Origin of the sequence: Nocardia vaccinii NBRC 15922 (assembly GCF_001613305.1) — a bacterium.
In the GTDB taxonomy this organism is placed as follows: Bacteria; Actinomycetota; Actinomycetes; order Mycobacteriales; family Mycobacteriaceae; genus Nocardia; species Nocardia vaccinii.
Genome location: NZ_BDCC01000016.1, coordinates 92,200 through 113,077 on the forward strand (window position 1 = coordinate 92,200; position 20,878 = coordinate 113,077).

21 protein-coding genes and 1 pseudogene are annotated in these 20,878 nt (G+C 68.2%); 9 read left to right on the forward strand and 13 right to left on the reverse strand.

Going from position 1 to position 20,878, the window contains the following annotated elements; genetic code table 11:
* Positions 1–20: 20 nt before the first annotated feature.
* Positions 21–392: a DUF488 domain-containing protein gene (locus tag NV1_RS12270; protein WP_067889813.1), complete on the reverse strand. Its 372-nt coding sequence runs from the start codon at positions 390–392 to the stop codon at positions 21–23.
* Positions 393–886: 494 nt separating this feature from the next.
* Between NV1_RS12270 and NV1_RS45650 the strand changes: the two are divergent.
* Positions 887–970, forward strand: a pseudogene (locus tag NV1_RS45650) (ferredoxin family protein); the annotation flags it as partial.
* 54 nt (positions 971–1,024) lie between these two features.
* Here the strand turns inward: NV1_RS45650 and NV1_RS12275 are convergent.
* The 8 genes from NV1_RS12275 to NV1_RS12310 form a co-directional block, all read right to left on the reverse strand.
* Entirely contained in the window at positions 1,025–1,447 is a 423-nt protein-coding gene (locus NV1_RS12275) for a DUF4189 domain-containing protein (RefSeq protein ID WP_067889721.1), read from the reverse strand.
* A gap of 175 nt (positions 1,448–1,622) precedes the next feature.
* Complete coding sequence (locus NV1_RS12280) at positions 1,623–2,000, reverse strand: metal-sulfur cluster assembly factor (protein ID WP_067889724.1); 378 nt, start codon at positions 1,998–2,000, stop codon at positions 1,623–1,625.
* Positions 1,993–2,490, reverse strand: a complete 498-nt coding sequence (gene sufU / locus NV1_RS12285) for a Fe-S cluster assembly sulfur transfer protein SufU (protein WP_067889727.1) — start codon at positions 2,488–2,490, stop codon at positions 1,993–1,995. The genes NV1_RS12280 and sufU overlap by 8 nt, the downstream gene beginning before the upstream one ends.
* Positions 2,491–2,508: 18 nt before the next feature.
* Positions 2,509–3,786, reverse strand: a complete 1,278-nt coding sequence (locus tag NV1_RS12290; protein ID WP_067889730.1) for a cysteine desulfurase — start codon at positions 3,784–3,786, stop codon at positions 2,509–2,511.
* 1 nt (position 3,787) lies between these two features.
* Positions 3,788–4,588 (reverse strand): Fe-S cluster assembly ATPase SufC, encoded by an 801-nt coding sequence (gene sufC / locus NV1_RS12295; RefSeq protein WP_067889732.1) that lies wholly within the window; start codon positions 4,586–4,588, stop codon positions 3,788–3,790.
* A gap of 51 nt (positions 4,589–4,639) precedes the next feature.
* Complete coding sequence (sufD, locus tag NV1_RS12300) at positions 4,640–5,857, reverse strand: Fe-S cluster assembly protein SufD (RefSeq protein WP_067889735.1); 1,218 nt, start codon at positions 5,855–5,857, stop codon at positions 4,640–4,642.
* On the reverse strand, positions 5,857–7,293 hold the full coding sequence (gene sufB / locus NV1_RS12305) for a Fe-S cluster assembly protein SufB (RefSeq protein ID WP_067889738.1): 1,437 nt from the start codon (positions 7,291–7,293) through the stop codon (positions 5,857–5,859). Before sufB ends, sufD begins: the two co-directional genes overlap by 1 nt.
* Complete coding sequence (locus tag NV1_RS12310; RefSeq protein ID WP_084525318.1) at positions 7,290–8,135, reverse strand: helix-turn-helix transcriptional regulator; 846 nt, start codon at positions 8,133–8,135, stop codon at positions 7,290–7,292. The genes sufB and NV1_RS12310 overlap by 4 nt, the downstream gene beginning before the upstream one ends.
* A gap of 317 nt (positions 8,136–8,452) precedes the next feature.
* Between NV1_RS12310 and mptB the strand changes: the two genes are divergently transcribed.
* The 5 genes from mptB to NV1_RS12335 all read left to right on the forward strand — a co-directional run bounded on the left by mptB (position 8,453) and on the right by NV1_RS12335 (position 13,328).
* Positions 8,453–10,159 carry a polyprenol phosphomannose-dependent alpha 1,6 mannosyltransferase MptB gene (gene mptB, locus NV1_RS12315; protein WP_067889741.1) on the forward strand — a complete coding sequence of 569 codons (1,707 nt, stop codon included), beginning with the start codon at positions 8,453–8,455 and terminating at the stop codon, positions 10,157–10,159.
* Positions 10,156–11,085, forward strand: coding sequence for an ABC transporter ATP-binding protein (locus NV1_RS12320; protein ID WP_067889744.1), 930 nt, complete (start codon positions 10,156–10,158; stop codon positions 11,083–11,085). The genes mptB and NV1_RS12320 overlap by 4 nt, the downstream gene beginning before the upstream one ends.
* 85 nt (positions 11,086–11,170) lie before the next feature.
* Complete coding sequence (locus NV1_RS12325; RefSeq protein WP_067889748.1) at positions 11,171–11,953, forward strand: ABC transporter permease; 783 nt, start codon at positions 11,171–11,173, stop codon at positions 11,951–11,953.
* 97 nt (positions 11,954–12,050) lie between these two features.
* Positions 12,051–13,025, forward strand: a complete 975-nt coding sequence (locus tag NV1_RS12330) for a COX15/CtaA family protein (RefSeq protein WP_245713681.1) — start codon at positions 12,051–12,053, stop codon at positions 13,023–13,025.
* Between the two features lie 81 nt (positions 13,026–13,106).
* Positions 13,107–13,328 (forward strand): FmdB family zinc ribbon protein, encoded by a 222-nt coding sequence (locus tag NV1_RS12335; protein WP_067889819.1) that lies wholly within the window; start codon positions 13,107–13,109, stop codon positions 13,326–13,328.
* A gap of 19 nt (positions 13,329–13,347) precedes the next feature.
* On the opposite strand, the gene NV1_RS12340 is transcribed toward NV1_RS12335, so the two are convergent.
* The 3 genes from NV1_RS12340 to NV1_RS12350 form a co-directional block, all read right to left on the reverse strand.
* Positions 13,348–14,226 (reverse strand): class I SAM-dependent methyltransferase, encoded by an 879-nt coding sequence (locus NV1_RS12340; protein ID WP_067889754.1) that lies wholly within the window; start codon positions 14,224–14,226, stop codon positions 13,348–13,350.
* A gap of 63 nt (positions 14,227–14,289) precedes the next feature.
* Positions 14,290–15,063 carry a transporter substrate-binding domain-containing protein gene (locus NV1_RS12345; protein WP_067889758.1) on the reverse strand — a complete coding sequence of 258 codons (774 nt, stop codon included), beginning with the start codon at positions 15,061–15,063 and terminating at the stop codon, positions 14,290–14,292.
* Positions 15,064–15,157: 94 nt separating this feature from the next.
* A complete protein-coding gene (locus NV1_RS12350) occupies positions 15,158–15,502 on the reverse strand; it encodes a hypothetical protein (RefSeq protein ID WP_067889761.1) in 345 nt (114 codons plus the stop codon).
* Between the two features lie 81 nt (positions 15,503–15,583).
* Here NV1_RS12350 and NV1_RS12355 point away from each other — a divergent pair, with 81 nt between their 5' ends.
* On the forward strand, positions 15,584–16,549 hold the full coding sequence (locus NV1_RS12355; protein WP_067889766.1) for a quinone oxidoreductase family protein: 966 nt from the start codon (positions 15,584–15,586) through the stop codon (positions 16,547–16,549).
* Between the two features lie 171 nt (positions 16,550–16,720).
* Here the strand turns inward: NV1_RS12355 and NV1_RS12360 are convergent, their stop codons facing one another.
* A complete protein-coding gene (locus tag NV1_RS12360) occupies positions 16,721–17,374 on the reverse strand; it encodes a TetR/AcrR family transcriptional regulator (RefSeq protein ID WP_245713682.1) in 654 nt (217 codons plus the stop codon).
* A gap of 54 nt (positions 17,375–17,428) precedes the next feature.
* On the opposite strand from NV1_RS12360, the gene NV1_RS12365 reads away from it, so the two are divergent.
* Both NV1_RS12365 and NV1_RS12370 read left to right on the forward strand, forming a co-directional pair.
* Positions 17,429–18,871: an FAD-dependent monooxygenase gene (locus NV1_RS12365; RefSeq protein ID WP_067889769.1), complete on the forward strand. Its 1,443-nt coding sequence runs from the start codon at positions 17,429–17,431 to the stop codon at positions 18,869–18,871.
* Between the two features lie 141 nt (positions 18,872–19,012).
* The gene (locus NV1_RS12370; protein ID WP_067889772.1) at positions 19,013–20,236 is read left to right on the forward strand and encodes a hypothetical protein; all 1,224 of its coding nucleotides are present in this window, start codon (positions 19,013–19,015) and stop codon (positions 20,234–20,236) included.
* Positions 20,237–20,878: the final 642 nt, after the last annotated feature.

Genomic DNA, 20,878 nt, shown 5'->3' on the forward strand with positions numbered 1-20,878 from the left:
TCGTCGCATTCCGGGCCTGATCAGCCCCGTCGCTGAGTGTGTGCGAACCAGTCCGCAAGGACCGCGGCCTGGCTGTGATCAACGTCCTTGGTGGCGGTCAACAGCGTCACATCCATGCGGTCGGCGATCTGCTCGAGGTGATCGACAGCCGAACGCCGCTCGGGTGTGCGCAGTTCGGCCAGGTAGCGGCGCTGGAATTCGGCGAATCGCTCGGGCTGATGGTTGTACCACTGCCGTAGCTCGGTCGACGGTGCGATATCGCGCAGCCATTCGGTCAGGTCCAAGCTGTCTTTGCGCAATCCACGCGGCCAGACGCGGTCGACCAGCACCCTCGCGCCATCGGCCGGTGAGATCTCGTCGTAAACCCTGCGATAGGTGACATGACCACTCATGTCTGTCTCCGATCTGTCTGCGATGTGGTGGGGCGGATATTCCCCGGCGTCGAGTTGCTCGCCGGTGAGGCGGATCCGGCCGGCCCGGTCACCGCCGGATGCGCGATCCGGTACCGGACTCCCGCACCGGCCAACCCGCGCTGGAATACTTCTGGTGGCGAGAACCAGTGCCGCCCGCACACCGCAGCCGGATCTCGATTAGCCCCGCGGGGACATTCTCCAGCTCGGCGATTTGCCGGGCCGTCACCGGCGATGTACGCCGGCGGCGCGCAGGCGCGGTTCGTTGCACGGCATGCCGCGGCGGCCGGCCGGGATATTGCAGGCACCACCCCATAACAGTGACGGTAGTCCGGCAGCGAACATCCCAGCCAGGGGCCATTGGTCCCCCTGGTCGCCGGTTCGTACGACTCGCCGGTCGCACGCCGGTGGCGGGCGGCCGATGCCGAACATGCGATCACCCTGGTTTATTCAAGAATTTATTGTAAAAACGGGTTATGGCATATGTGATCGGCGAGCCGTGCGTGGATGTGATGGACCACGGATGCGTGCAGGAGTGCCCGGTCGACTGCATCTACGAATGGTTCGGCCGACCCGACTCGCGGACCGGCCGAACCACCGTGGCGACGCTCAGATCACACGTTGGCCGTGCACGCCGACAGCACCACATGCGCCGCCCGCGGCGACGCACTGCCCAGGTCCGGGAACGGCGGGGCGCTCAAGCCCAGCGCCTTCACCGCGGACTGCTCGGCCTCGGTCTTGGAGCGCGCCCAGTTCCAGGCGAACCGCCCGTCCGCGCCCTGCGCGACCGCACCACAGGCATTCACGATCTGAATGATGTTGTGGCAGTCCGCATGTCCGCACTTGCGGTCCGCGGCGTGGATAGCGTCGGGATAGTTGGCGTAGTTCAGCGCGTAGGCCACCGTTCCGGTGCTCTCCGATAGCGAAAAAGCCCCGTACGCATTGGGATCGGCATTCGCGGTACCCGTGCCCAGGACGCTCAGCCCCGTGGTCGAGACGACTGCCAGGCCCAAGACGGCCTTGCGCAGCAATGACATCGATGAATCCTCCCCGTTCGAGAAATATGTCGGGGAGGATCATTGCCGAGTTGCTGGATTTTGTCCAGCTCGTTACCGGATCGGGGACAGCGCCCCAAATCCGAGTAGCCGCAACCGGTTCGGGTGATTCGCACCGCCCGGCACCACGCCCGCGGCAGGCTCGGCGAACGCTCGATCAGACGGTGAAACCGAGCGCGCGCAACTGCTCGCGACCGTCCTCGGTGATCTTGTCCGGGCCCCACGGCGGCATCCAGACCCAGTTGATCTTCAGATCCTCGACCAGGCCGCTGCGCACCAGGGCATTGCGCGACTGATCCTCGATGACGTCGGTCAGCGGGCAGGCCGCCGAGGTCAGCGTCATGTCGAGCACCGCGATCTCGCCCTCGACGCGCATGTCGTAGACCAGGCCCAGATCGACCACGTTGATCCCGAGTTCGGGGTCGACGACGTCGCGCATGGCCTCCTCGAGGTCCTCCAGCCGACCGATCTCCTCGGCCGATAGCTCGCGCTCGGGCGCGACCGCCGCGGATTCGCTCGCGGACGTGTCACTCATCGTGCTCCCCCTTCGTGGAGATGCCGTTTCCCATCACATTCTTCGCATCCTGCGCGGAGGTTATCCGCACGACCGCGTCCTTGAACGCCATCCAGCCCAGCAGTGCGCACTTCACGCGAGCCGGATATTTCGCGACACCCGCGAACGCGATGCCGTCGCCGAGCACATCCTCATCCCCCTCGACGGTGCCGCGGCTGGAGATCATCTCGCTGAACGCGTCCACGACCTTCATCGCCTGTTGCACCGGCATGCCGATCACCTGATCGGTGAGCACCGAGGTGGCCGCCTGGCTGATCGAACAGCCCTGACCGTCGTAGGAGACGTCCGCGACGTCGCCGTTGTCATCGATATGCACCCGCAGGGTGATCTCGTCCCCGCAGGTCGGGTTGACGTGGTGTACCTCGGCCCCGAAGGGTTCGCGAAGTCCGCGGTGATGCGGATGCTTGTAGTGATCGAGGATCACTTCCTGGTACATCTGCTCCATGCGCATGGGGTATTCCCCTCCTGTCTACTGCTCGCCCGAGCTCACACCGAAGAAGCTCTGCGCCTTGCGCACAGCGGCGACCAGGGCGTCCACCTCGTCCAGGGTGTTGTACAGCGCGAACGACGCCCGGGCGGTCGCGGCGATGCCGAACCGGCGGTGCAGCGGCCACGCGCAGTGGTGCCCGACACGGATCGCCACACCCTCGTCGTCCAGGATCTGGCCGACGTCGTGCGCGTGTACGCCATCGACGACGAAGGACACCGCACCGCCGCGGTCCACGTTCTCGGTCGGACCGATGATCCGCACGCCGTCCAGCTCGCCCAGACCGGCCAGCGCCGCGCCGACCAGCGAATGCTCATGTGCCGCAACGGATGCCATGCCGACGCCGCCGAGGTAATCGATCGCCGCAGCCAATCCGACGACCTGCGAGATCATCTGGGATCCGGCCTCGAACCGCTGCGGCGGCGGCGCGAATGTGCTGTGGTCCATGTAGACCGTCTCGATCATCGACCCGCCGGTGATGAACGGCGGAGTGTCCTCGAGCAGCGCGCGACGGCCGTACAGGATGCCGATGCCGGACGGGCCGAGCATCTTGTGCCCGGAGAAGGCGGCGAAATCCACACCCAGCTCGCGCAGATCCACCGGCATGTGCGGCACCGACTGGCAGGCATCCAGCACCACGAGAGCGCCGACTTCCTTTGCGCGCCGGACCAATTCGGCCACCGGCGCGACCGCCCCGGTCACATTGGACTGGTGGGTGAAAGCCACCACCTTGGTGCGCGGCGACAGATCCAGCGAATCCAGATCGATCCGGCCTTCGTCGGTGGCGTCGTACCAGCGCAGCGTGGCGCCCGTGCGACGAGCCAACTCCTGCCACGGGACGAGATTCGCGTGGTGCTCCACCTCGGTGATCACGATCTCGTCGCCGGCGCCCAGGCGGTACCGGAAGCGGTCGTCGGAGAAGGCGTAGGCGACCAGATTCAGCGATTCGGTGGCGTTCTTGGTGTAGACGATCTCGTCCGCGCCGACGCCGACGAACGCCGCGATGGTGGCACGCGCGGCCTCGTAGGCGTCGTTGGCCTCCTCGGCCAGGGCGTGCGCGCTGCGGTGCACGGCCGCGTTGTGCTCGAGCAGGAACTTGCGCTCGGCGTCGAGCACCTGCAGCGGTCGCTGCGCGGTCGCGCCCGAATCCAGGTACACCAACGGCTTCCCGTCGCGCACCGTGCGGCTCAGAATCGGGAAGTCGGCCCGGATGCGAGCCACGTCCAGGGCCGGAACGGTCACGTCCGAGACAACGGTCATCTCATGCTCCTACGGCGGCAGAGGTGAATCGCACGTATCCGTTGGCGTCCAGTTCCTCGGCCAGCTCGGGTCCGCCCTCGGCCACGATGCGGCCGCCGACGAACACGTGCACGAACTGCGGCTGGATGTACCGCAGGATCCGGGTGTAGTGGGTGATCAGCAGGATGCCGCCTGCCGTAGGCGTGCCGGAGCCATCATCCCAGCCGCGTTCGGCGTAGCGGTTCACGCCCTCGGACACGATCCGCAGCGCGTCCACGTCCAGACCCGAATCGGTCTCGTCCAGGATGGCGATCTTCGGCTTCAGCAGGCCGAGCTGAAGGATCTCGTGACGCTTCTTCTCACCGCCGGAGAAGCCCTCGTTGACGCTGCGGTCGGCGAAGGCGGAGTCGATCTCGAGTTCCTTCATCGACTCCTTCACCTCCTTGACCCAGGTACGCAGCTTGGGCGCCTCGCCGCGGACCGCGGTGGCGGCGGTGCGCAGGAAGTTCGACATGGACACGCCGGGAACCTCGACCGGGTACTGCATGGCCAGGAACAGGCCCGCGCGGGCGCGCTCGTCGACCGACATGGCCAGTACGTCCTCGCCGTCCAGGGTGATCGAGCCCTGGGTGACGGTGTACTTGGGGTGTCCGGCGATCGCGTACGACAGCGTCGACTTGCCCGAGCCGTTCGGACCCATGATGGCGTGCGTCTCACCGGATTTGATGGTGAGGTTCACGCCGTTGAGGATCCGGATCGGGTCACCGGACTCGTCCGGATTGGCGACCTCGACGTGCAGGTCCTTGATTTCCAGGATGGTCATCGAATCGAATTCCTTTGCGGGGGTGGAAGAAATGGAGTCAGCCGACAGTGTTCAAACCCCGATAGCGGCGAGTTCGGCCTCCACGGCCGCCTCGAGCCGCTCCCGGACCTGCGGGACCGTGATCTTCTGGATGATCTCGTGGAAGAATCCGCGCACCACCAGACGGCGGGCGGTCTCCTCCGGAATACCGCGAGCGCGCAGGTAGAACAGCTGCTCGTCGTCGAAACGCCCGGTGGCCGAGGCATGTCCGGCGCCGACGATCTCACCGGTCTCGATCTCGAGGTTCGGCACCGAGTCGGCGCGGGCGCCGTCGGTGAGCACCAGGTTGCGGTTGGCCTCATAGGTGTCGGTGCCCTCGGCCGCGGCGCGGATCAGCACGTCGCCGACCCAGACGGTGCGCGCGTCGGGCCGGTCCGAGGACGGATCGCCCTGCAGCGCGCCCTTGTACAGCACGTTCGACTTGCAGTGCGGCACCGCGTGATCCACCAGCAGGCGCTGCTCGAAGTGCTGTCCGTCGTCGGCGAAGTACAGGCCGAGCAGTTCCGCGTCGCCGCCGGGGCCGTCGAAGCGGACGGTCTCGGTCAGGCGTACCAGGTCGCCGCCCAGGGTGACGTTGGTGTGCCGCAGCACCGCGTCGCGGCCCAGTTTCGCGTGTTGCGCTGTGGCGTGCACGGCGTCGTCCGCCCAGTCCTGCACGGCCACGACGGTGAGCTTCGCGCTGTCGCCTACGATGAATTCCACGTTCTCGGCATAGGTTCCGCTGCCACGGTAGTCGATGACGACCGTCGCCTTGGCGAAGGCGCCGAGCCGGATCTGCAGGTGGCCGTAGCCGTACTTGTCCGCACCCGGCCCCTCGACGGTCACCGAGACCGGCTCGGCGACCTCCCGTTCTGCGCCGATCTCGACGATCACAGCGTACTGGAAAGACGAGAACGCCTGGGCGGCAACGCGATCCGCGGGAGCACCGGCGACGCCGAGTCGATCGTCGTCCCGGGCGACCGAGGTGACGGACACACCGGCGTCCGTCAGGTTCGGAACGGCGGACACCTCGATCGCCCCACCGGAGTTCTCCCCCGCGGTGCCGTCGTGCAGACCGCGCAGGCGGCGCAGCGGGGTGAACCGCCACGCCTCGTCCCGGCCCGAGGGTACCTCGAAGGCATTCACGTCGAACGAGGTGAAGACCTCGCCCTTGTTGAGCGCGGGGCTCTGCCGATGGTTCGCTCCGCTCACGCGGGCCTCGCCGGCTTCTGCGATGTTCTCGACCGGCATCAGCCGACGGCTCCTTCCATCTGCAGCTCGATCAGGCGGTTCAGCTCGAGCGCATACTCCATGGGCAGTTCCTTGGCGATGGGCTCGACGAAGCCGCGCACCACCATCGCCATCGCCTCGTCCTCGGTCATACCGCGGCTCATCAGGTAGAACAGCTGATCGTCGGACACCTTCGAGACGGTGGCCTCGTGCCCCATCGTGACGTCGTCCTCGCGGATGTCGACGTACGGGTAGGTGTCCGAGCGGCTGATCGTATCCACCAGCAGCGCATCGCATTTCACCGACGAATGCGAACCGTGCGCACCCTTGTTGACCTGGACCAGACCGCGGTAGGAGGACCGGCCGCCGCCGCGCGCCACCGACTTGGACACGATGTTCGAGGAGGTGTGCGGCGCCAGGTGCAGCATCTTCGCGCCGGTGTCCTGGTGCTGGCCCTCACCGGCGAACGCCACCGAGAGCACCTCGCCGCGAGCGTATTCGCCGGTCATCCAGACCGCCGGGTACTTCATGGTGACCTTGGAGCCGATGTTGCCGTCGATCCACTCCATGGTCGCGCCCGCCTCGGCCTTGGCCCGCTTGGTGACCAGGTTGTAGACGTTGTTCGACCAGTTCTGGATGGTGGTGTAGCGGCAGCGGCCACCCTTCTTCACGATGATCTCGACCACCGCGGAGTGCAGCGAATCGGACTTGTAGATCGGCGCGGTGCAACCCTCGACGTAGTGCACGTAGGCGCCCTCGTCGACGATGATCAGCGTGCGCTCGAACTGGCCCATGTTCTCGGTGTTGATCCGGAAGTAGGCCTGCAACGGGATGTCCACGTGCACGCCCGGCGGCACGTAGATGAACGAACCGCCCGACCACACCGCGGTGTTCAGCGCGGAGAACTTGTTGTCACCGGCGGGGATGACCGAGCCGAAGTACTGCTGGAAGATCTCCGGGTGCTCGCGCAGTCCGGTGTCGGTGTCCAGGAAGATGACGCCTTGGGCCTCCAGGTCTTCGCGGATCTGGTGGTAGACGACCTCGGACTCGTACTGCGCGGCGACACCGGCGACCAAGCGCTGCTTCTCCGCTTCCGGGATGCCCAGCTTGTCGTAGGTGTTCTTGATGTCCTCGGGCAGATCTTCCCAGCTCTCGGCCTGCTTCTCGGTCGAGCGCACGAAGTACTTGATGTTGTCGAAGTCGATGCCCTCGAGGTTCGAACCCCAGCCCGGCATCGGCTTGCGGTCGAAGATGCGCAGTGCCTTCAGGCGCGCTTCGAGCATCCAGTCGGGCTCGTTCTTCTTCGCCGAGATGTCGCGCACGACCTCCTCGGACAGGCCTCGCCGGGCGCTGGCACCTGCGACGTCCTTGTCTGCCCAGCCGTAGCCGTAGGTGCCCAGGGAGGCAATGGTCTCCTCCTGGGTCAGCGGCTGCGACTGATCGGTCGTCGTCGTCATTCGGCACTCCTTCCGGAGTTGTTGCGAGATGCCGTCGCGGGCTGCGCGGCGGCGTCGGATTCGTTCTCATCGAGGGTTGCGGTTTCGGAGGCCGCCGGAACGACCAGTGGCACGTGGGTGGTGCAGGCGCAGTCGCCGTTGGCGATGGTCGCCAGGCGCTGCACATGGGTGCCGAGCAGCTCACGAAAGGCTTCCAGCTCTGCCGCGCACAGTTCCGGAAATTCCTCGGCCACATGCGACACCGGGCAGTGATGCTGGCAGATCTGAACTCCCGCACCGACTTTGCGCGTCGAGGCGGCGAATCCGGCATCGGTGAACGCCTCGGCGATCTCGCGCGCCTTGGCCGAGGTCGTCTCCGGCGTGTGCCGGGCGAGGCGATCGATACCGGCCACGATCGTCGACACCCGCTTGCGCGCGAAATCGGTGATCGCGGCCTGACCGCCGATCTCGCGCAACTGGCGCATGGCCGCACCGGCCAGATCGTCGTACGCGTGCCCGAGCCGTCCCCGGCCCGCCGCGGTCAGCTGATATTGCTTGGCGGGACGCCCGCGGCCCTTCTGCTGCCAGGGCGCGGACCGGGTCGCCCGCGCCTCACCGGAATCGATCAGCGCGTCCAGATGCCGACGCACACCGGCCGGGCTCAACCCCAGCCGCTCACCGATGGCCGTGGCCGTCACCGGCCCCTGCTCGAGCAGCAACTGAACGACCGCTTCACGGGTGTGCCCCTCGCCCGCCGGCGCGGCGGGCGCGACAGCACTCCGAGCGCCCTCCCGGCGCCCGGCGGAAGTTTCCGCATTCCGCAAACCCACGGTTTTCACAACATCAGTGTGACGGAATTCCATCCCGCATTCTAGTAAGGTTCACCTTCCTCGACCTCGGAAACAGACATAACCGCTGCTCGAGCGCATTTCCCTTAACCTGCCGGCTTCCTCACACCACTGCTGCGACCCGTTGAATTTCGCAACAAGCCCGCCACGCCGATTACCGTTACCGCAGGCGAGCCCAGCTCTCACCCGAGCCTCCGAACCAACCCAGCCACCCCCACGCACCCAGCGGCGAAGCGTCTCTGTCCGGCCGGAAGTCGCCCGCGAAGCGATAGGTTCAGCAACATCAACTCCAAGGTTTTCGGCGCAAAAAAGACACAGCTACGCTCTACCCCGTGGCGGTAGTGGAAGACATTCGGCGCAAATCCATCGGAGTGACTCGCCGGGCATTGGGCCTGGACGTGCCCCCTGCCGACCACACCATCGCGGTCCTCCATACGAACGAAGCCGATGCCCCCGGCCTCAACGCCCGAGAAACCGCACAGTTCAAGCGAATTCGCCTCTTGGGAGCCACCGGCGCGGTATTGATGGCGATCAGCGCCCTGGGCGTGGGCGCACAACCGGTCCACCAGAATCCGGTCTCCGGCATGCGGGTGGTCGGGCTGTTCGCCCGCGCCGCCACCCCGACGCTGGCCATGTGCATGATCGGCACGGTCGCGGTCGTGCTGGCTTGGCTGCTGCTGGGCCGCTACGCGGTGGGCGGGTTCGGCGGTACGGTGCGGCATCGCCTGAGCCGCTCCCAACTGGACCGCACGCTGCTGCTGTGGATCGTCCCGCTGTCGATCGCACCGCCGATGTTCTCCAACGACGTGTACTCCTATCTCGCGCAGAGCCAGATCGCCGAGCGCGGCATGGATCCGTACGTCGTCGGCCCGGCCGAGGGGCTGGGCCTGGCCAATGTGCTGACCAACAACGTGCCCAACATCTGGCGCGACACCCCGGCGCCGTACGGCCCGCTGTTCCTGTGGATGGGCCGCGGCATCGCCCAGCTGACCGGCGACAACATCATCGCGGGCGTCTGGGTGCACCGGCTGCTCGAACTCGGCGGCGTCGCGCTGATCGTCTGGGCGCTGCCGCGGCTGTCGCGGCGCTGCGGGGTCGCGCCGGTGAGTGCGCTGTGGCTCGGCGCGGCCAATCCGCTGGTGCTGTTCCACCTGGTCGGCGGGGTGCACAACGACGCGCTGATGCTCGGGCTGATGCTCGCGGGCCTGGAGTTCTGCCTGCGTGCCATCCACGGACTCGACATTCCGGGCACCGAGCCGATGCATCCGTTCGGGCGAAAAGAGTGGGCGCTGCTGACCTTCGGCGCGGTGGTCATCACCCTGTCGTCGTCGATCAAATTCACATCGATCCTGGTGCTCGGATTCGTCGGCATGGCGCTGGCCCGGCGCTGGGGCCGCGGCGTGCGCCCACTGCTGCAGGCCGCGGTGGTCCTCGGCGTCATCGCGGTGGTCACCACGCTGTTCGTCAGCTATGTCAGCGGTCTGGGCTTCGGCTGGATCTACACGCTCAACACCGCCGGGGCGGTGCGCAGCTGGATGTCACTGCCGACCGCGGTCGGCGTCATCACCGGATTCGGCGGCGTCCTGCTGGGCCTGGGCGACCACACGACCGCGGTCCTGAGCATCACGCGGCCGATCGCCGGGGCCGTCGCCGCGTTCCTGAGCCTGCGCATGCTCGTGGCCACCTGGACCGGGCGGTTGCATCCCGTTGGGGCCCTGGGTGTTTCACTCGCGGCGATCGTGCTGCTGTTCCCGGTGGTGCAGCCGTGGTATCTGCTGTGGGCGATCGTGCCGCTGGCCGCCTGGGCCACAACGCGGGCGTTCCGCGCACCCGCGATCGTGCTGTCCGCGGTGGTCGGCATGATCCTCATGCCGCGCGGCGCGGATTTCGGCGTCTTCCAGATCATCGAGGCCGCCGGCGCCGCCGTCGTGGTCGGCGTCGGATTCATCGTGCTCACCCGCAACCGGCTGCCGTGGCGCGACCGCACGGGGGTGTCTGCCTCGTCACAACCGCCCGCGGCATACGGTGTGACCTCGTGAACGCATCGGAACCCGCTGTCAGCGTCGACGGTGTCCGCAAACGCTTCGGCGAGACCGTCGCCGTGGACGGCCTGAGTTTCGAGGTGGCCCGCGCGGAGGTCGTCGCACTGCTGGGACCCAATGGCGCCGGCAAGACGACGACCGTCGAGATGTGCGAGGGATTCTCCGCACCCGACGCCGGATCGGTGCGGGTGCTGGGCCTGGATCCGATCGCCGACACCGATGCCCTGCGCCCCCGGATCGGCGTGATGCTGCAGGGTGGGGGCGCCTATCCCGGTTCGAAGGCCGGGGAGATGCTGGATCTGGTCGCCGCCTATTCGGCCGATCCGCTCGATCCGCAGTGGCTGCTGGACACGCTCGGGCTGCGGGAGGCGCGGCGCACACCGTACCGGCGGCTGTCCGGCGGTCAGCAGCAGCGGCTCGCGCTCGCGTGCGCGCTGGTCGGGCGGCCGGAGATGGTGTTCCTCGACGAGCCCACGGCCGGAATGGACGCGCAGGCAAGACATCTGGTCTGGGAACTGATCGACGCGCTGCGCCGCGACGGGGTCGCGGTCCTGCTGACCACACATATGATGGACGAGGCCGAACAACTCGCCGACCGCCTGGTCATCATCGATCACGGCAGCATCGTCGCCCAGGGCACGCCCGCCGAGGTCACCTCCGCGGGAGCCGAGGGCCAGCTGCATTTCAACGCACCACCCAAACTCGATCTGCGACTGCTGACCACGGCACTGCCGGAGGGGTTCGCACCGCAGGAAACCTCCCCGGGCTCCTATCTGCTCCGCGGCGACATCACCCCGCAGGTGCTGGCCACCCTCACCGCCTGGTGCGCGCGAATCGACGTGCTGCCCACCGACATTCGGATCGACCAGCGCCGACTCGAGGACGTCTTCCTCGAACTGACCGGCAGGGAGCTGCGCAATTGAGCGCGCACCCGCATCCCCGACGTGCTCGGTCCGTCCCGGTTCCCCCGTCCGCACCAGCCCAGCATCCGAGCGGAAGGCACTCGCGATGACCGAAACCTCCGCCCGATTCGCGCCCGGCACCTTCACCCCCGCCCCGCGCCCGGCCGCTCGCGCGGCGATGCTCCTCGCACAGACCCGGATGGAGCTGACCCTGTTGCTGCGCAACGGAGAACAGCTTCTGCTGACCATGTTCATCCCGATCGCCATGCTCGTCGGGCTGACGCTGCTGCCGCTGAGCAGTCTCGGCGAGCATCGGGTGGACCGGATCGTGCCCGCGGTGATGATGGTGGCGATCATGTCCACCGCCTTCACCGGCCAGGCCATCGCGGTCGGCTTCGACCGCCGCTACGGCGCGCTCAAGCGCCTGGGCGCCACCGCGCTGCCGCGCTGGGGCATCGTCGGCGGGAAATGCGCGGCCGTGCTGATAGTCGTTGTGCTGCAATCGATTCTGCTGGGTTTGATCGGCGTCGCGCTGGGCTGGCGGCCCGGCGCGGGCGGGCTGGTCTTCGGCGCGGTGGTCATCGCCCTGGGCACGGCGACCTTCGCCGCGATGGGTCTGCTGCTGGGCGGCACCCTCAAGGCGGAAATCGTTCTGGCCCTTGCCAATATCCTGTGGTTCGTGATGCTCGCGGTCGCCAGTGTCGTCTTCGCCGCCGGTGACATCCCGCGGCCGCTGAGCATCGTCGCTCGACTGCTACCGTCCGGCGCCCTGGCCCAGACGCTCGATCAGGCGCTGCGCACCGGCGTCGACTGGTACGGACTCGTCGTGCTGATCGTGTGGGGCGGCGTGACCGGCTGGCTCGCCACGCGCTATTTCCGTTTCGACTAGCGCCCGCCGTCTCGCCGAACCGCTCGCGACGAGCGAAAACGACGGACTGTAGTAGCCCGGGTGTGGTGCGGGACCGGGCCGGGGCTACCATCGGTGCGTGCTGTCACGCGCCTTCATGCGACTCGTCGACCTGCTGCCGCTGCCCTCGCTCCGCCTGCAACGAATCATCGCGTTCCTGGTGATCCTGTCGCAGGCCGGAATCTCGGTGACCGGCGCGGTCGTGCGCGTCACCTCCTCCGGGCTGGGCTGCCCGACCTGGCCGCAGTGCTTCCCAGGAAGTTTCACCCCGCTGCCGCACGCGGCGGTGCCGGTCTGGCATCAGACGGTCGAATTCACCAATCGCATGTTCACCTTCGGGGTGACGCTGTTCGCGGCGCTGGTGGTGCTGGCGGTGCTGCGCGCCCGCCGGCGGCGCGAGGTCGTCGGCTACGCCTGGCTGATGCCCGGCGGCACAGTGCTGCAGGCGATCATCGGCGGCATCACGGTGCGCACCGGACTGCTGTGGTGGACGGTCGCGATCCACCTGCTGGTCTCGATGCTGATGGTGTGGCTGGCGGTGTTGTTGTTCGCGAAGATCGGCGAACCGGACGACGCGGTTCCCGCGCCGCGCGTCCCGGCACCGCTGCGGTGGCTGACCGCGCTCAGCGCGCTGGCCCTGACGGCCACCCTCATCGCCGGAACCCTGGTGACCGGTGCGGGCCCGCACGCCGGAGACGAGAGCGTCAGCAAACCCGTTGTGCGCCTGAAGGTCGAGATCGTGACGCTGGTGCACGCCCATGCCCAGATGCTGGTCGCCTACCTGGCCTTGCTGATCGGCCTGGGCTTCGGATTGGCCACGGTGGGTATGACGCGCGCGCTGCGCAACCGCTACATCGTCCTGATCGCACTGGTCTGCGCACAGGGGGTGGTCGGCATCGTGCAGTACTTCACGCACGTCCCCGCCGCACTGGTCGCCGTGCACGTCGGCGGCGCGGCCGCATGCACCGCCGCCACCGCGGCGTTGTGGGCCGCGATGCGAACCCGCGAGCGGATCACCGCCGAAACCCCCGCTTCGGTCACCCAGGTCGCCTGAAGCCGCTGCACCGCATCGTGTTCGGCGCGATTCGGCGGGTGCCGAGTGCGGGCGATCACGGCGATCGGGGATAATTTGTCTATGCCGACCTACGCGTACCGCTGCCGGGAATGCACCGGCACCTTCGAACTCCAGCGGCCGATGAGCGAATCGAGCGCGCCCGCGGTGTGTCCCGACGGCCATGCCGACACCGTCAAACTCCTCACGACCATCGCGCTGACCGGCTCGGCGAACAGCCCGGCGCCCGCCGCCCCGGCGCCCTCGGGTGGCGGCTGCTGCGGCGGAGGCTGCGGTTGCGGTTAGCCGCCGGCCGATCCGCGGCTCAGCCGGAGTGATCCGCGATCGCCACCCGGCCCAGCCCGTAGAAGCGGGATTCCCGGGCCGGAATCGATAGTTCTCGGACGATTTCGTGCAAGTCCCGGTCGACGGTGATCCGCAGGCCGTATCCGGCCAGCAGCACTCCCATCTGCTCCGGCGTCCACGCCGAGATGTGCCGTTCGTGCTCGAGCGGATCCTTGCCACCGGTCAGCCTGCTGTACAGGCGCAATGCCCGGCGGCCGAGCGTCGCCACCCGGTTGTGCACCGGATAGGTCGCGACCAGGCGACTGCCGGCGGCCGAGCGTTCGGCCACGACCGCGAGGGTGGACTCCACCTGCTCGGTCGTCAGATACGGCAGCACACCCTCCCAGATCCAGGTCGTCGCCGCGGCCGGATCGTGTCCGCCCGCCGCGAGCGCGGAGCCGAGCGCGTCGCGGGCGAAGTCCACCGGTACGTAGGACAGCGATTTCGCGACCGGTTCGAGCCCCTCGGCCCGTTCGCGCTTATCCCCTTGCGAGGCAGGGTGATCCACCTCGAATACCGCGGCCTCGCCCAGTTCGGGCATCCGCCAGGCGCGCGCGTCCAGCCCCGCCCCGAGGACCACCAGTTGCGGATTTCCCGCCGCACGCACGGCGTCATCGATCACGACCGTCCGGGTGACCAACACCGCGGCGGTCGCGTTGAGCATCTCGTAGCGCATCCGCGCCCGCCAGCCCGACGGCGCGTTCCCGGACCGAGCCAGCTCCACATCCGCGCGCTCGTCCTCGCGAAGTAGTTGTGCCGCAACAGGATCGGCGAACCGATCCGGCGCCAGCCGCCCGTCCCCCACGGCGCGGCCCTGGCACACCAGCACCGCCGTGCGGCTCGCCTCCGTCTCCTTCACGACCTCACCTCACCGGTACTCGACTTTCACGGGGCTCGACGTCACGTCCCACGGGCATGGCGCTCAGGCGGTCGCATGCGGGCCGATCCAGGCGTCGAAGGAGCGGTTCACTTCGCCGCTCGCGAGCCGGCTCGCCAGCCAGCCGTTCACCTCGGCCGCCAGTAGCGGATCGCCGCGGCGCAGCAGGAAGATCTTGTTCGAGGAGTCGAACGGGTGATCCGGATGCAGCACCCGCAGCCCGGGATGTTGACGCACCCGATAGCGGCCTTCCACCGAATCGGTGACGAAGACGTCGGCGCGACCCCGATCGAGCTGATCGACGATGGTCAGGTTGTCCGGCCACAGGATCAGCCGCGCGGCCGGGAAATGCGTGCGGGCGAACGCCTCGTTGGTCCCGCCGGGATTCACCACGACGCGCACACCGGGGCGGTTGATCTGCTCGATCGTCGCGTACCGGCCCGCATCGGCGGCACGCACGATGGGCGCCTTCCCGTCGGTGTCGTAACCGATCGAGAAGTCCGCGTAGGAGCGCCGCGAGGCCGAATCGGAGATGCCGCCCGCGGCGATGTCACAGTGCTTCGCGCCGAAATCCACCGCCATGGCGGACCAGGTCGTCGGGACGAATTCCACCGGCTGACGCAGTATTTCGCCGAGGCCGCGGACCAGGTCGACATCGATGCCGCGATAGCCGCCGTGCCCGTCGCTCACCGAATAGGGCGGATAGTCTCCGGGCGTGCAGACCCGCAGGGCTCCCGGTTGCGCGGCGGCCGGCGCCGTCACCGGAATCAGGGACAACGCACCGACCGCCACCGCGGTCACCAAACGCCGGATTCGCATGTCTCCCGCCCTCGTCCTCGTAGGGTCCGCCCGGATACGAGCAACGCCCGGCGATCGTGCCGGGCGTTGCAGAGGATACGTGATGTGGGCCGGGTCAGCGCTCGTTTCGCGCCTTGGGGAAGCGGACCTGGTGCGCCACCCACCCGGCCATCTTCGCCCAGTGACCCGCGGCCGGGGTGACCACGGAGGTCAGCTCGCGGTCCCAGTGCTCGGCCTCGCTCAGTCCGGGTACGGCCTCGACCACGGCCTTCGCGGTGGTCAGATCGCCGACGACACGGTCGCCCAGGACGCCGTCCCCGCCGACCAGGGTGATGCGAACGCCGATGCGGCCGAGCGGCTGCAGTACCGCGGTCGCGGAACCGCCGTGGGCGGTGACGAAATCCTCGACCGAATCGATCACGGCGGACGACGGCTTGGCTGGGGCCGCGGATGCACTCATGACGGCGAGTTTACCGCCCGGTAGGTCCGTATCGGCACACTGCCGGGAATGATCACACCCGTGCGGGTGTAGAACCGACACATGCATGCGATTCAGGTTTCCGAGCTGGGCGGTCCCGAGGTCCTGCAGTACCGGGAGGTACCCGATCCGGCGATCGGCCCCGGGCAGGTCCTCGTCGATACCGAGGCGATCGGCATCAACTTCATCGACACCTACATCCGCAGCGGCGTCTATCGGACGAATCCGCCGTATATCCCGGGGGTCGAGGGTTCCGGGGTGGTGCGCGAGGTCGGCTCCGAAGTGACCGATATCCGGGTCGGCGACCGGATCGCCTGGGCGGACGCACCCGGCAGTTACGCGGAGAAGGTGGCCGTCGACGCCGCGATCGCGGTCCCGGTGCCGGACGGGGTGGAACCTCCGGTGGCCGCGTCGGCGCTGCTACAGGGGATGACCGCGCATTATCTGATCGAATCGGTCTACAAGCCCGAAGCCGGGGAAACCATTCTGGTGCACGCGGGTTCGGGTGGTGTGGGCCTGCTCCTGACCCAGCTGGCCGCCGCGCGGGGCGTGCGCGTCATCACCACCGTGTCCACCGACGAGAAGGAGGCGCTCTCGCGCGAGGCCGGTGCGTCCGAGGTGCTGCGCTACGGCGACGATCTGGCCGATCGGGTGCGCGAGCTGACCGACGGGATCGGCGTGGCCGCGGTCTACGACGGCGTGGGCAAGGACACCTTCGACGCCGGCCTCGCCTCGCTGCGGGTCCGCGGCATGCTCGCGCTGTTCGGCGGCGCCAGCGGGCAGGTGCCCCCGTTCGATCTGCAGCGCCTCAACAGCGGCGGGTCGTTGTTCATCACCCGCCCCACCCTCGCGCACTACACCCGCGACCGCGCCGAATTGCTATGGCGCGCGGGCGATGTCATGAACGCCATCGCCGCGGGCGCCCTCCGGGTGCGGGTCGGCGCGACCTATCCGCTGGCCGAAGCCGAGCGCGCGCACCTGGATCTGGAGAGCCGCAAGACCACCGGCTCGATCGTCCTGCTTCCCTGACCGTCACCCGCGCCATCGGACGAGGGTGACCGCCATCGTGTCACCCCCGTTCGAGCACTCGGACCTGGCGCGGCCCTCGACGGTCCCGCTCTGTCGTATTGACGATGAAACCGCTTGCCGCAGAGACGAATCGAGCGTGAGCCGGACGTACGACGCAAGCGCCCCCGCAAATCAGCAATCCCGCCCGGTGAGACCGCGGTAGACGAAGCGGGTCAGTCCCTCGACGGCCTGCTCGTCACTCAGATCGAGCGCGCCCTCCTCGACCACCTCGAGCAGCCCGTGTATCGCCAGGAACATCATGGCCAGACTCGCCTCGGGAGTGCTGGGCAGCCGCAGGCCCGCGGCGTCGAAGCCATCCAGATGATCCGCCACCTCATTGCGATGCTCCGCCGAGAAACGCGCCGCCACCTGCGCGAAGTCGGCGTTGACCAGCGCGGCCTGATGCATCGCGTGCAGCACCGGCCAGTTCCGCCTGGTGAACCGCCAGTACGCGGCCACGTGGAAACGCACCGCGTCCGGATCGGTGAAATCCGGATTGTGCTCCTGCTCCTGCGCCGCGGAATCCCCTTCGGCGGCAAAGTCTTCCAGTAACGCCTGGAGCAATTCCTCCTTGCTCGCGAAGTGGTTGTAGAACGAGCCCGCCGCCCGTCCGGCCGCCGTGGTGATATCGGTGATCTTGGTGTTCAGATAGCCCCGCTCGGCGAACAGCCGCCGGGCCGCATCCTTGAGCGCCTGTTCGGTCTCCGCAGACCGCTCCCTGCGTCCGCCCTTCGCCACGCCACCCGCGGCCATCGCGACCACCTCCTTGACAGCGGACAGTACCAACCTCAATACTGAATTAGCATTCACTGAATATAGATTCAGAAACGGAGAGGTCTCATGACACCGCAGGTACTCATCGCCGGAGCCGGTCCGACCGGGCTCACCCTCGCCATCGATCTGGCCCGCCGGGGCGTCGGCGTCCGGATCATCGACCAGGCCGCGCAATACTTCGCGGGCTCGCGCGGCGACGGCATCCAGCCGCGCACCCTGGAGGTCTTCGAGGATCTCGGCGTCCTGGACGCGATACACGCGGCGGGCATTCCGGTGCCGTTGACGCGGGTGTTCCTGGACGGGGTTCTGGTCACCGAGCGCCGCATGAGCGAGGTGCGCGAGCCCACCGCGGCTGTGCCGTACCCGAATCCGTGGATGCTCGGTCAGTCCGATACCGAGGCGATCCTGCGCGCCCGTCTCGCCGAATTCGGCGTCCGAGTCGAATTGTCCACGGCCCTGGTCACATTCACACAGGATGCCGACGGAGTCACCGCCATCCTGGCGGGTCCCGGTGGCAGCGAAAGGGTGCCCGCGGACTATCTGGTCGGCGCCGACGGCGGCCGCAGCACCGTGCGCAAGACCCTCGGCATCCCATTCGAGGGCGAAACCGACGAGTCGATCCGGATGCTGCTGGGCGACGTGCCGGTCGACGCCCTCGACCACGGCTACGGCTACTGGTTCGCCGACGAGCGCGAGCCGACGAGCGGAATCGCGCTGACGCCGTTGGCGGGCCGAAATCTGTTCCAGTTCGCGGCGCCACTGGCACAGGACGCCGAACCCACCCGCGCCGTACTCCAGAACTCGCTCGACCGGGTCTCGGGCCGCACCGAGCTGGTCGTGGGCGAACCGACGTGGTCGACCGTGTGGCGGCCGAATATCCGCCTGGCACAACGTTTCCGGGTCGGCCGGGTGTTCCTTGCCGGTGACGCCGCGCACGCCCACCCCCCGACCGGCGGGCAGGGTATGAACACCGGCATACAGGACGGCTACAACCTCGGCTGGAAGCTCGCCGCCGCGCTCGGCGGCGACGCCGCGCCACTGGACACCTACGAGCCCGAGCGGCGCGCGGTCGCCGCGCAGGTCCTGGGCCTGAGCGCGGCGCTGCTGGACAAGCACGTCTCCGGGGCCGAAGACGCGATGGACCGGGGCGAGGACACCCATCAGCTCGCCATCACCTACCGGGCCGCGAACGCGACCGGCCCGCTGGTCGCTGGTGACCGCGCACCCGACGCACCACTGCGCCGGGCCGACGGCAGCACCGTGCGGCTGTTCGAATTGTTCCGCGGGCCGCACGCGACACTGCTGAATTTCGGCGGCGAGCACGACTCCGCGGTCGCTCCCGAAGACACCGCCACCCGGGCATACTCGTTGGTCGGACCCGATACCCGCCCCCGCGGCGGACAGCTGGCCGCGATCGGCTCGCACGCCTTCACCGAATACGCGGCGAACCCCGGAACCCGCGTACTGGTCCGGCCCGACGGTTACCTGGCCTGGCGCAACGACGGATGACCCGGCTGCGGCGCGGCAGCGCCGATGATGCATCATCTGTGCTGCCGCGCAAGCCGATTCGCCCGGATCCCCGTACCCTTTACGGTGATCGGGCGGCTGCTCGCTCGGTCGGCAACGAGGCATCGGGCAGGGGTTGATCAGATGTTGGTGAAGGTTCGTGGTGACGACCCGTCGCGGCTGTCCAGCACCGAGCGCACAGTGGTGAACTGGCTGAAGTCCTGGACCGGAGCACACGCGTTACCCGGCATCGCGATCGTCAAGTCCGACAGCGCCGACGTCATCGTATGGACGCCCAAGACGTGCGTGGTGGTCGTCCTGAAAGGCTTCACCGAGCGGGTGAACGGCACGCTGCTCTGCGCCGCCACCGAACCGTGGACGATCGATGGCGAGATCGCCCCACTGGAAGGCGTGCAGACCGGCACCGAGCCGATGGAGGAGGTCGACACCCGCACCCGCGGACTCGAGCACGAACTGCGCTGTGCACCGGGTCGCGAGTCGGTCGCGGTGACCGGCATCGTGCTGGTGATCCCCCAGCTCGGCACGCGGATCGCTCTGGAGAAGGGGCCGCTGCCGAGCGGTGTCGACGTGGTCGTCGGGGACGGTCCGTCCTCGCTGCGGGCCTATTTCAACCGGATCGCCGGTGACGAATCCGGGAGGAATCCGGCCCCGGCCGACACCTGGGATGCCGCGCAGGTCGGCCAGGCGCTCGGCACACTCGGATTCGCGGCCGCCGCAACGTATTCCGATCTGATCGCCGAGGGATTCCCGGCCCCCCGCGCGGACCGCGGCCAGACCCGCGAACCCGCACCGGCCGCCGCCCCGCAGCTCGCGGCTTCCACACCCTCCGGGCCCGCGGCTCCGGTTTCCGGCGTTCCGCTCACCGGCAGTGCACCGCGTCCGCGGCCACCGCAACCGCCGCCACCGCAGCAGCCGGCGCCGCGACAACAGCAGCAACAGCCCGGGCCGCCTCGCGAATTCGCGCCCCCGCCCGGCTTCCCACAGAACCGCCCCCCGCAACAGCACCAGCAACAGCGCGAATCCTTCTCCGCCGCAGCACCGTATCCGACTCAGGCGCAGCCGTACTCGGTTCCGTTCGACCCGCGCCCGGCGCCCGAGCCGCCCCGTCGTCGAGGCCGCAGCATCGTCCCGCTGGTACTGCTGGGATTCCTGGTGATCGTCCTGGTGGTGGCGGCCACCTGCACCGGCGGCGGCAACAGCAAGCATCCCAGTACAGGCCCGGCGGCCACCACCTCCGAGCCGGACGAGTTCACCAAACCCACCGGTACGACCACCCCCGATCCCACCATCCCCTCCGACACGATCGCACCGGCGTGCTACCCGCTACAGCCCTGTCCGGGTAGATAATTGAGGAGTCCGCACCGAATGCCTCCGGCCCGCTCCGGCGGTTTTCGGTGCCTCGGAGTGCCCAACCCGCGACCGTCATCCGATCGGCAACGGCCCGTCCGGCACAGCCATGACGTGCCGCGACCACTACCTGCGGACGCCCGGCTGCCAAGCAGCTCCGTACACCGGAACCGTCAGACCGAGAAACGCCGTCTCCAACAGTTTTCGGTGCCTCGGGCTCATCGGCGCGCGCACCCGCAGCGGACCTGCGATGTGGCCAACCGATCGCCCGCCCAACTCGTGACGCACGTCGCTCACCCGACCACCCGAACGTGTCCAGCGGCAAGGCATCTCCGTCCACTGGAACTCGCTCACGAAGCGAAAGGCCGAGCAAGAACACACCCGAGGTTTTCGGAGCGGATTCGTCGTTCAGCCCTCGAAACGCACGGGCGAATCCCGAGTCCCGAACGCGCGACAACAAGCTCGTCATTCAGCCCTCGAAGCACATGGCCTAAGGCCGAGTACCGAGGGCTGAACGAACCTTCAGACACTGAAACCCCGCCGAAGCGAAGCGAGGCGAAAGGCCGACGCGCCCAGCGGCGAAGCGTCTGCGTCCCGCTGGGAATCGCCCGCGAAGCGATAGGTTCAGCAAGGCCAACACCA

Coding starts and splice junctions, on each gene's coding strand:
- NV1_RS12270 (WP_067889813.1), bottom strand. CDS start 392: ATGAGTGGTCATGTCACCTATCGCAGGGTTTACGACGAGATCTCACCG.
- NV1_RS12275 (WP_067889721.1), bottom strand. CDS start 1,447: ATGTCATTGCTGCGCAAGGCCGTCTTGGGCCTGGCAGTCGTCTCGACC.
- NV1_RS12280 (WP_067889724.1), bottom strand. CDS start 2,000: ATGAGTGACACGTCCGCGAGCGAATCCGCGGCGGTCGCGCCCGAGCGC.
- sufU (WP_067889727.1), bottom strand. CDS start 2,490: ATGCGCATGGAGCAGATGTACCAGGAAGTGATCCTCGATCACTACAAG.
- NV1_RS12290 (WP_067889730.1), bottom strand. CDS start 3,786: ATGACCGTTGTCTCGGACGTGACCGTTCCGGCCCTGGACGTGGCTCGC.
- sufC (WP_067889732.1), bottom strand. CDS start 4,588: ATGACCATCCTGGAAATCAAGGACCTGCACGTCGAGGTCGCCAATCCG.
- sufD (WP_067889735.1), bottom strand. CDS start 5,857: ATGCCGGTCGAGAACATCGCAGAAGCCGGCGAGGCCCGCGTGAGCGGA.
- sufB (WP_067889738.1), bottom strand. CDS start 7,293: ATGACGACGACGACCGATCAGTCGCAGCCGCTGACCCAGGAGGAGACC.
- NV1_RS12310 (WP_084525318.1), bottom strand. CDS start 8,135: ATGGAATTCCGTCACACTGATGTTGTGAAAACCGTGGGTTTGCGGAAT.
- NV1_RS12325 (WP_067889748.1), top strand. CDS start 11,171: ATGACCGAAACCTCCGCCCGATTCGCGCCCGGCACCTTCACCCCCGCC.
- NV1_RS12335 (WP_067889819.1), top strand. CDS start 13,107: ATGCCGACCTACGCGTACCGCTGCCGGGAATGCACCGGCACCTTCGAA.
- NV1_RS12345 (WP_067889758.1), bottom strand. CDS start 15,063: ATGCGAATCCGGCGTTTGGTGACCGCGGTGGCGGTCGGTGCGTTGTCC.
- NV1_RS12350 (WP_067889761.1), bottom strand. CDS start 15,502: ATGAGTGCATCCGCGGCCCCAGCCAAGCCGTCGTCCGCCGTGATCGAT.
- NV1_RS12355 (WP_067889766.1), top strand. CDS start 15,584: ATGCATGCGATTCAGGTTTCCGAGCTGGGCGGTCCCGAGGTCCTGCAG.
- NV1_RS12365 (WP_067889769.1), top strand. CDS start 17,429: ATGACACCGCAGGTACTCATCGCCGGAGCCGGTCCGACCGGGCTCACC.
- NV1_RS12370 (WP_067889772.1), top strand. CDS start 19,013: ATGTTGGTGAAGGTTCGTGGTGACGACCCGTCGCGGCTGTCCAGCACC.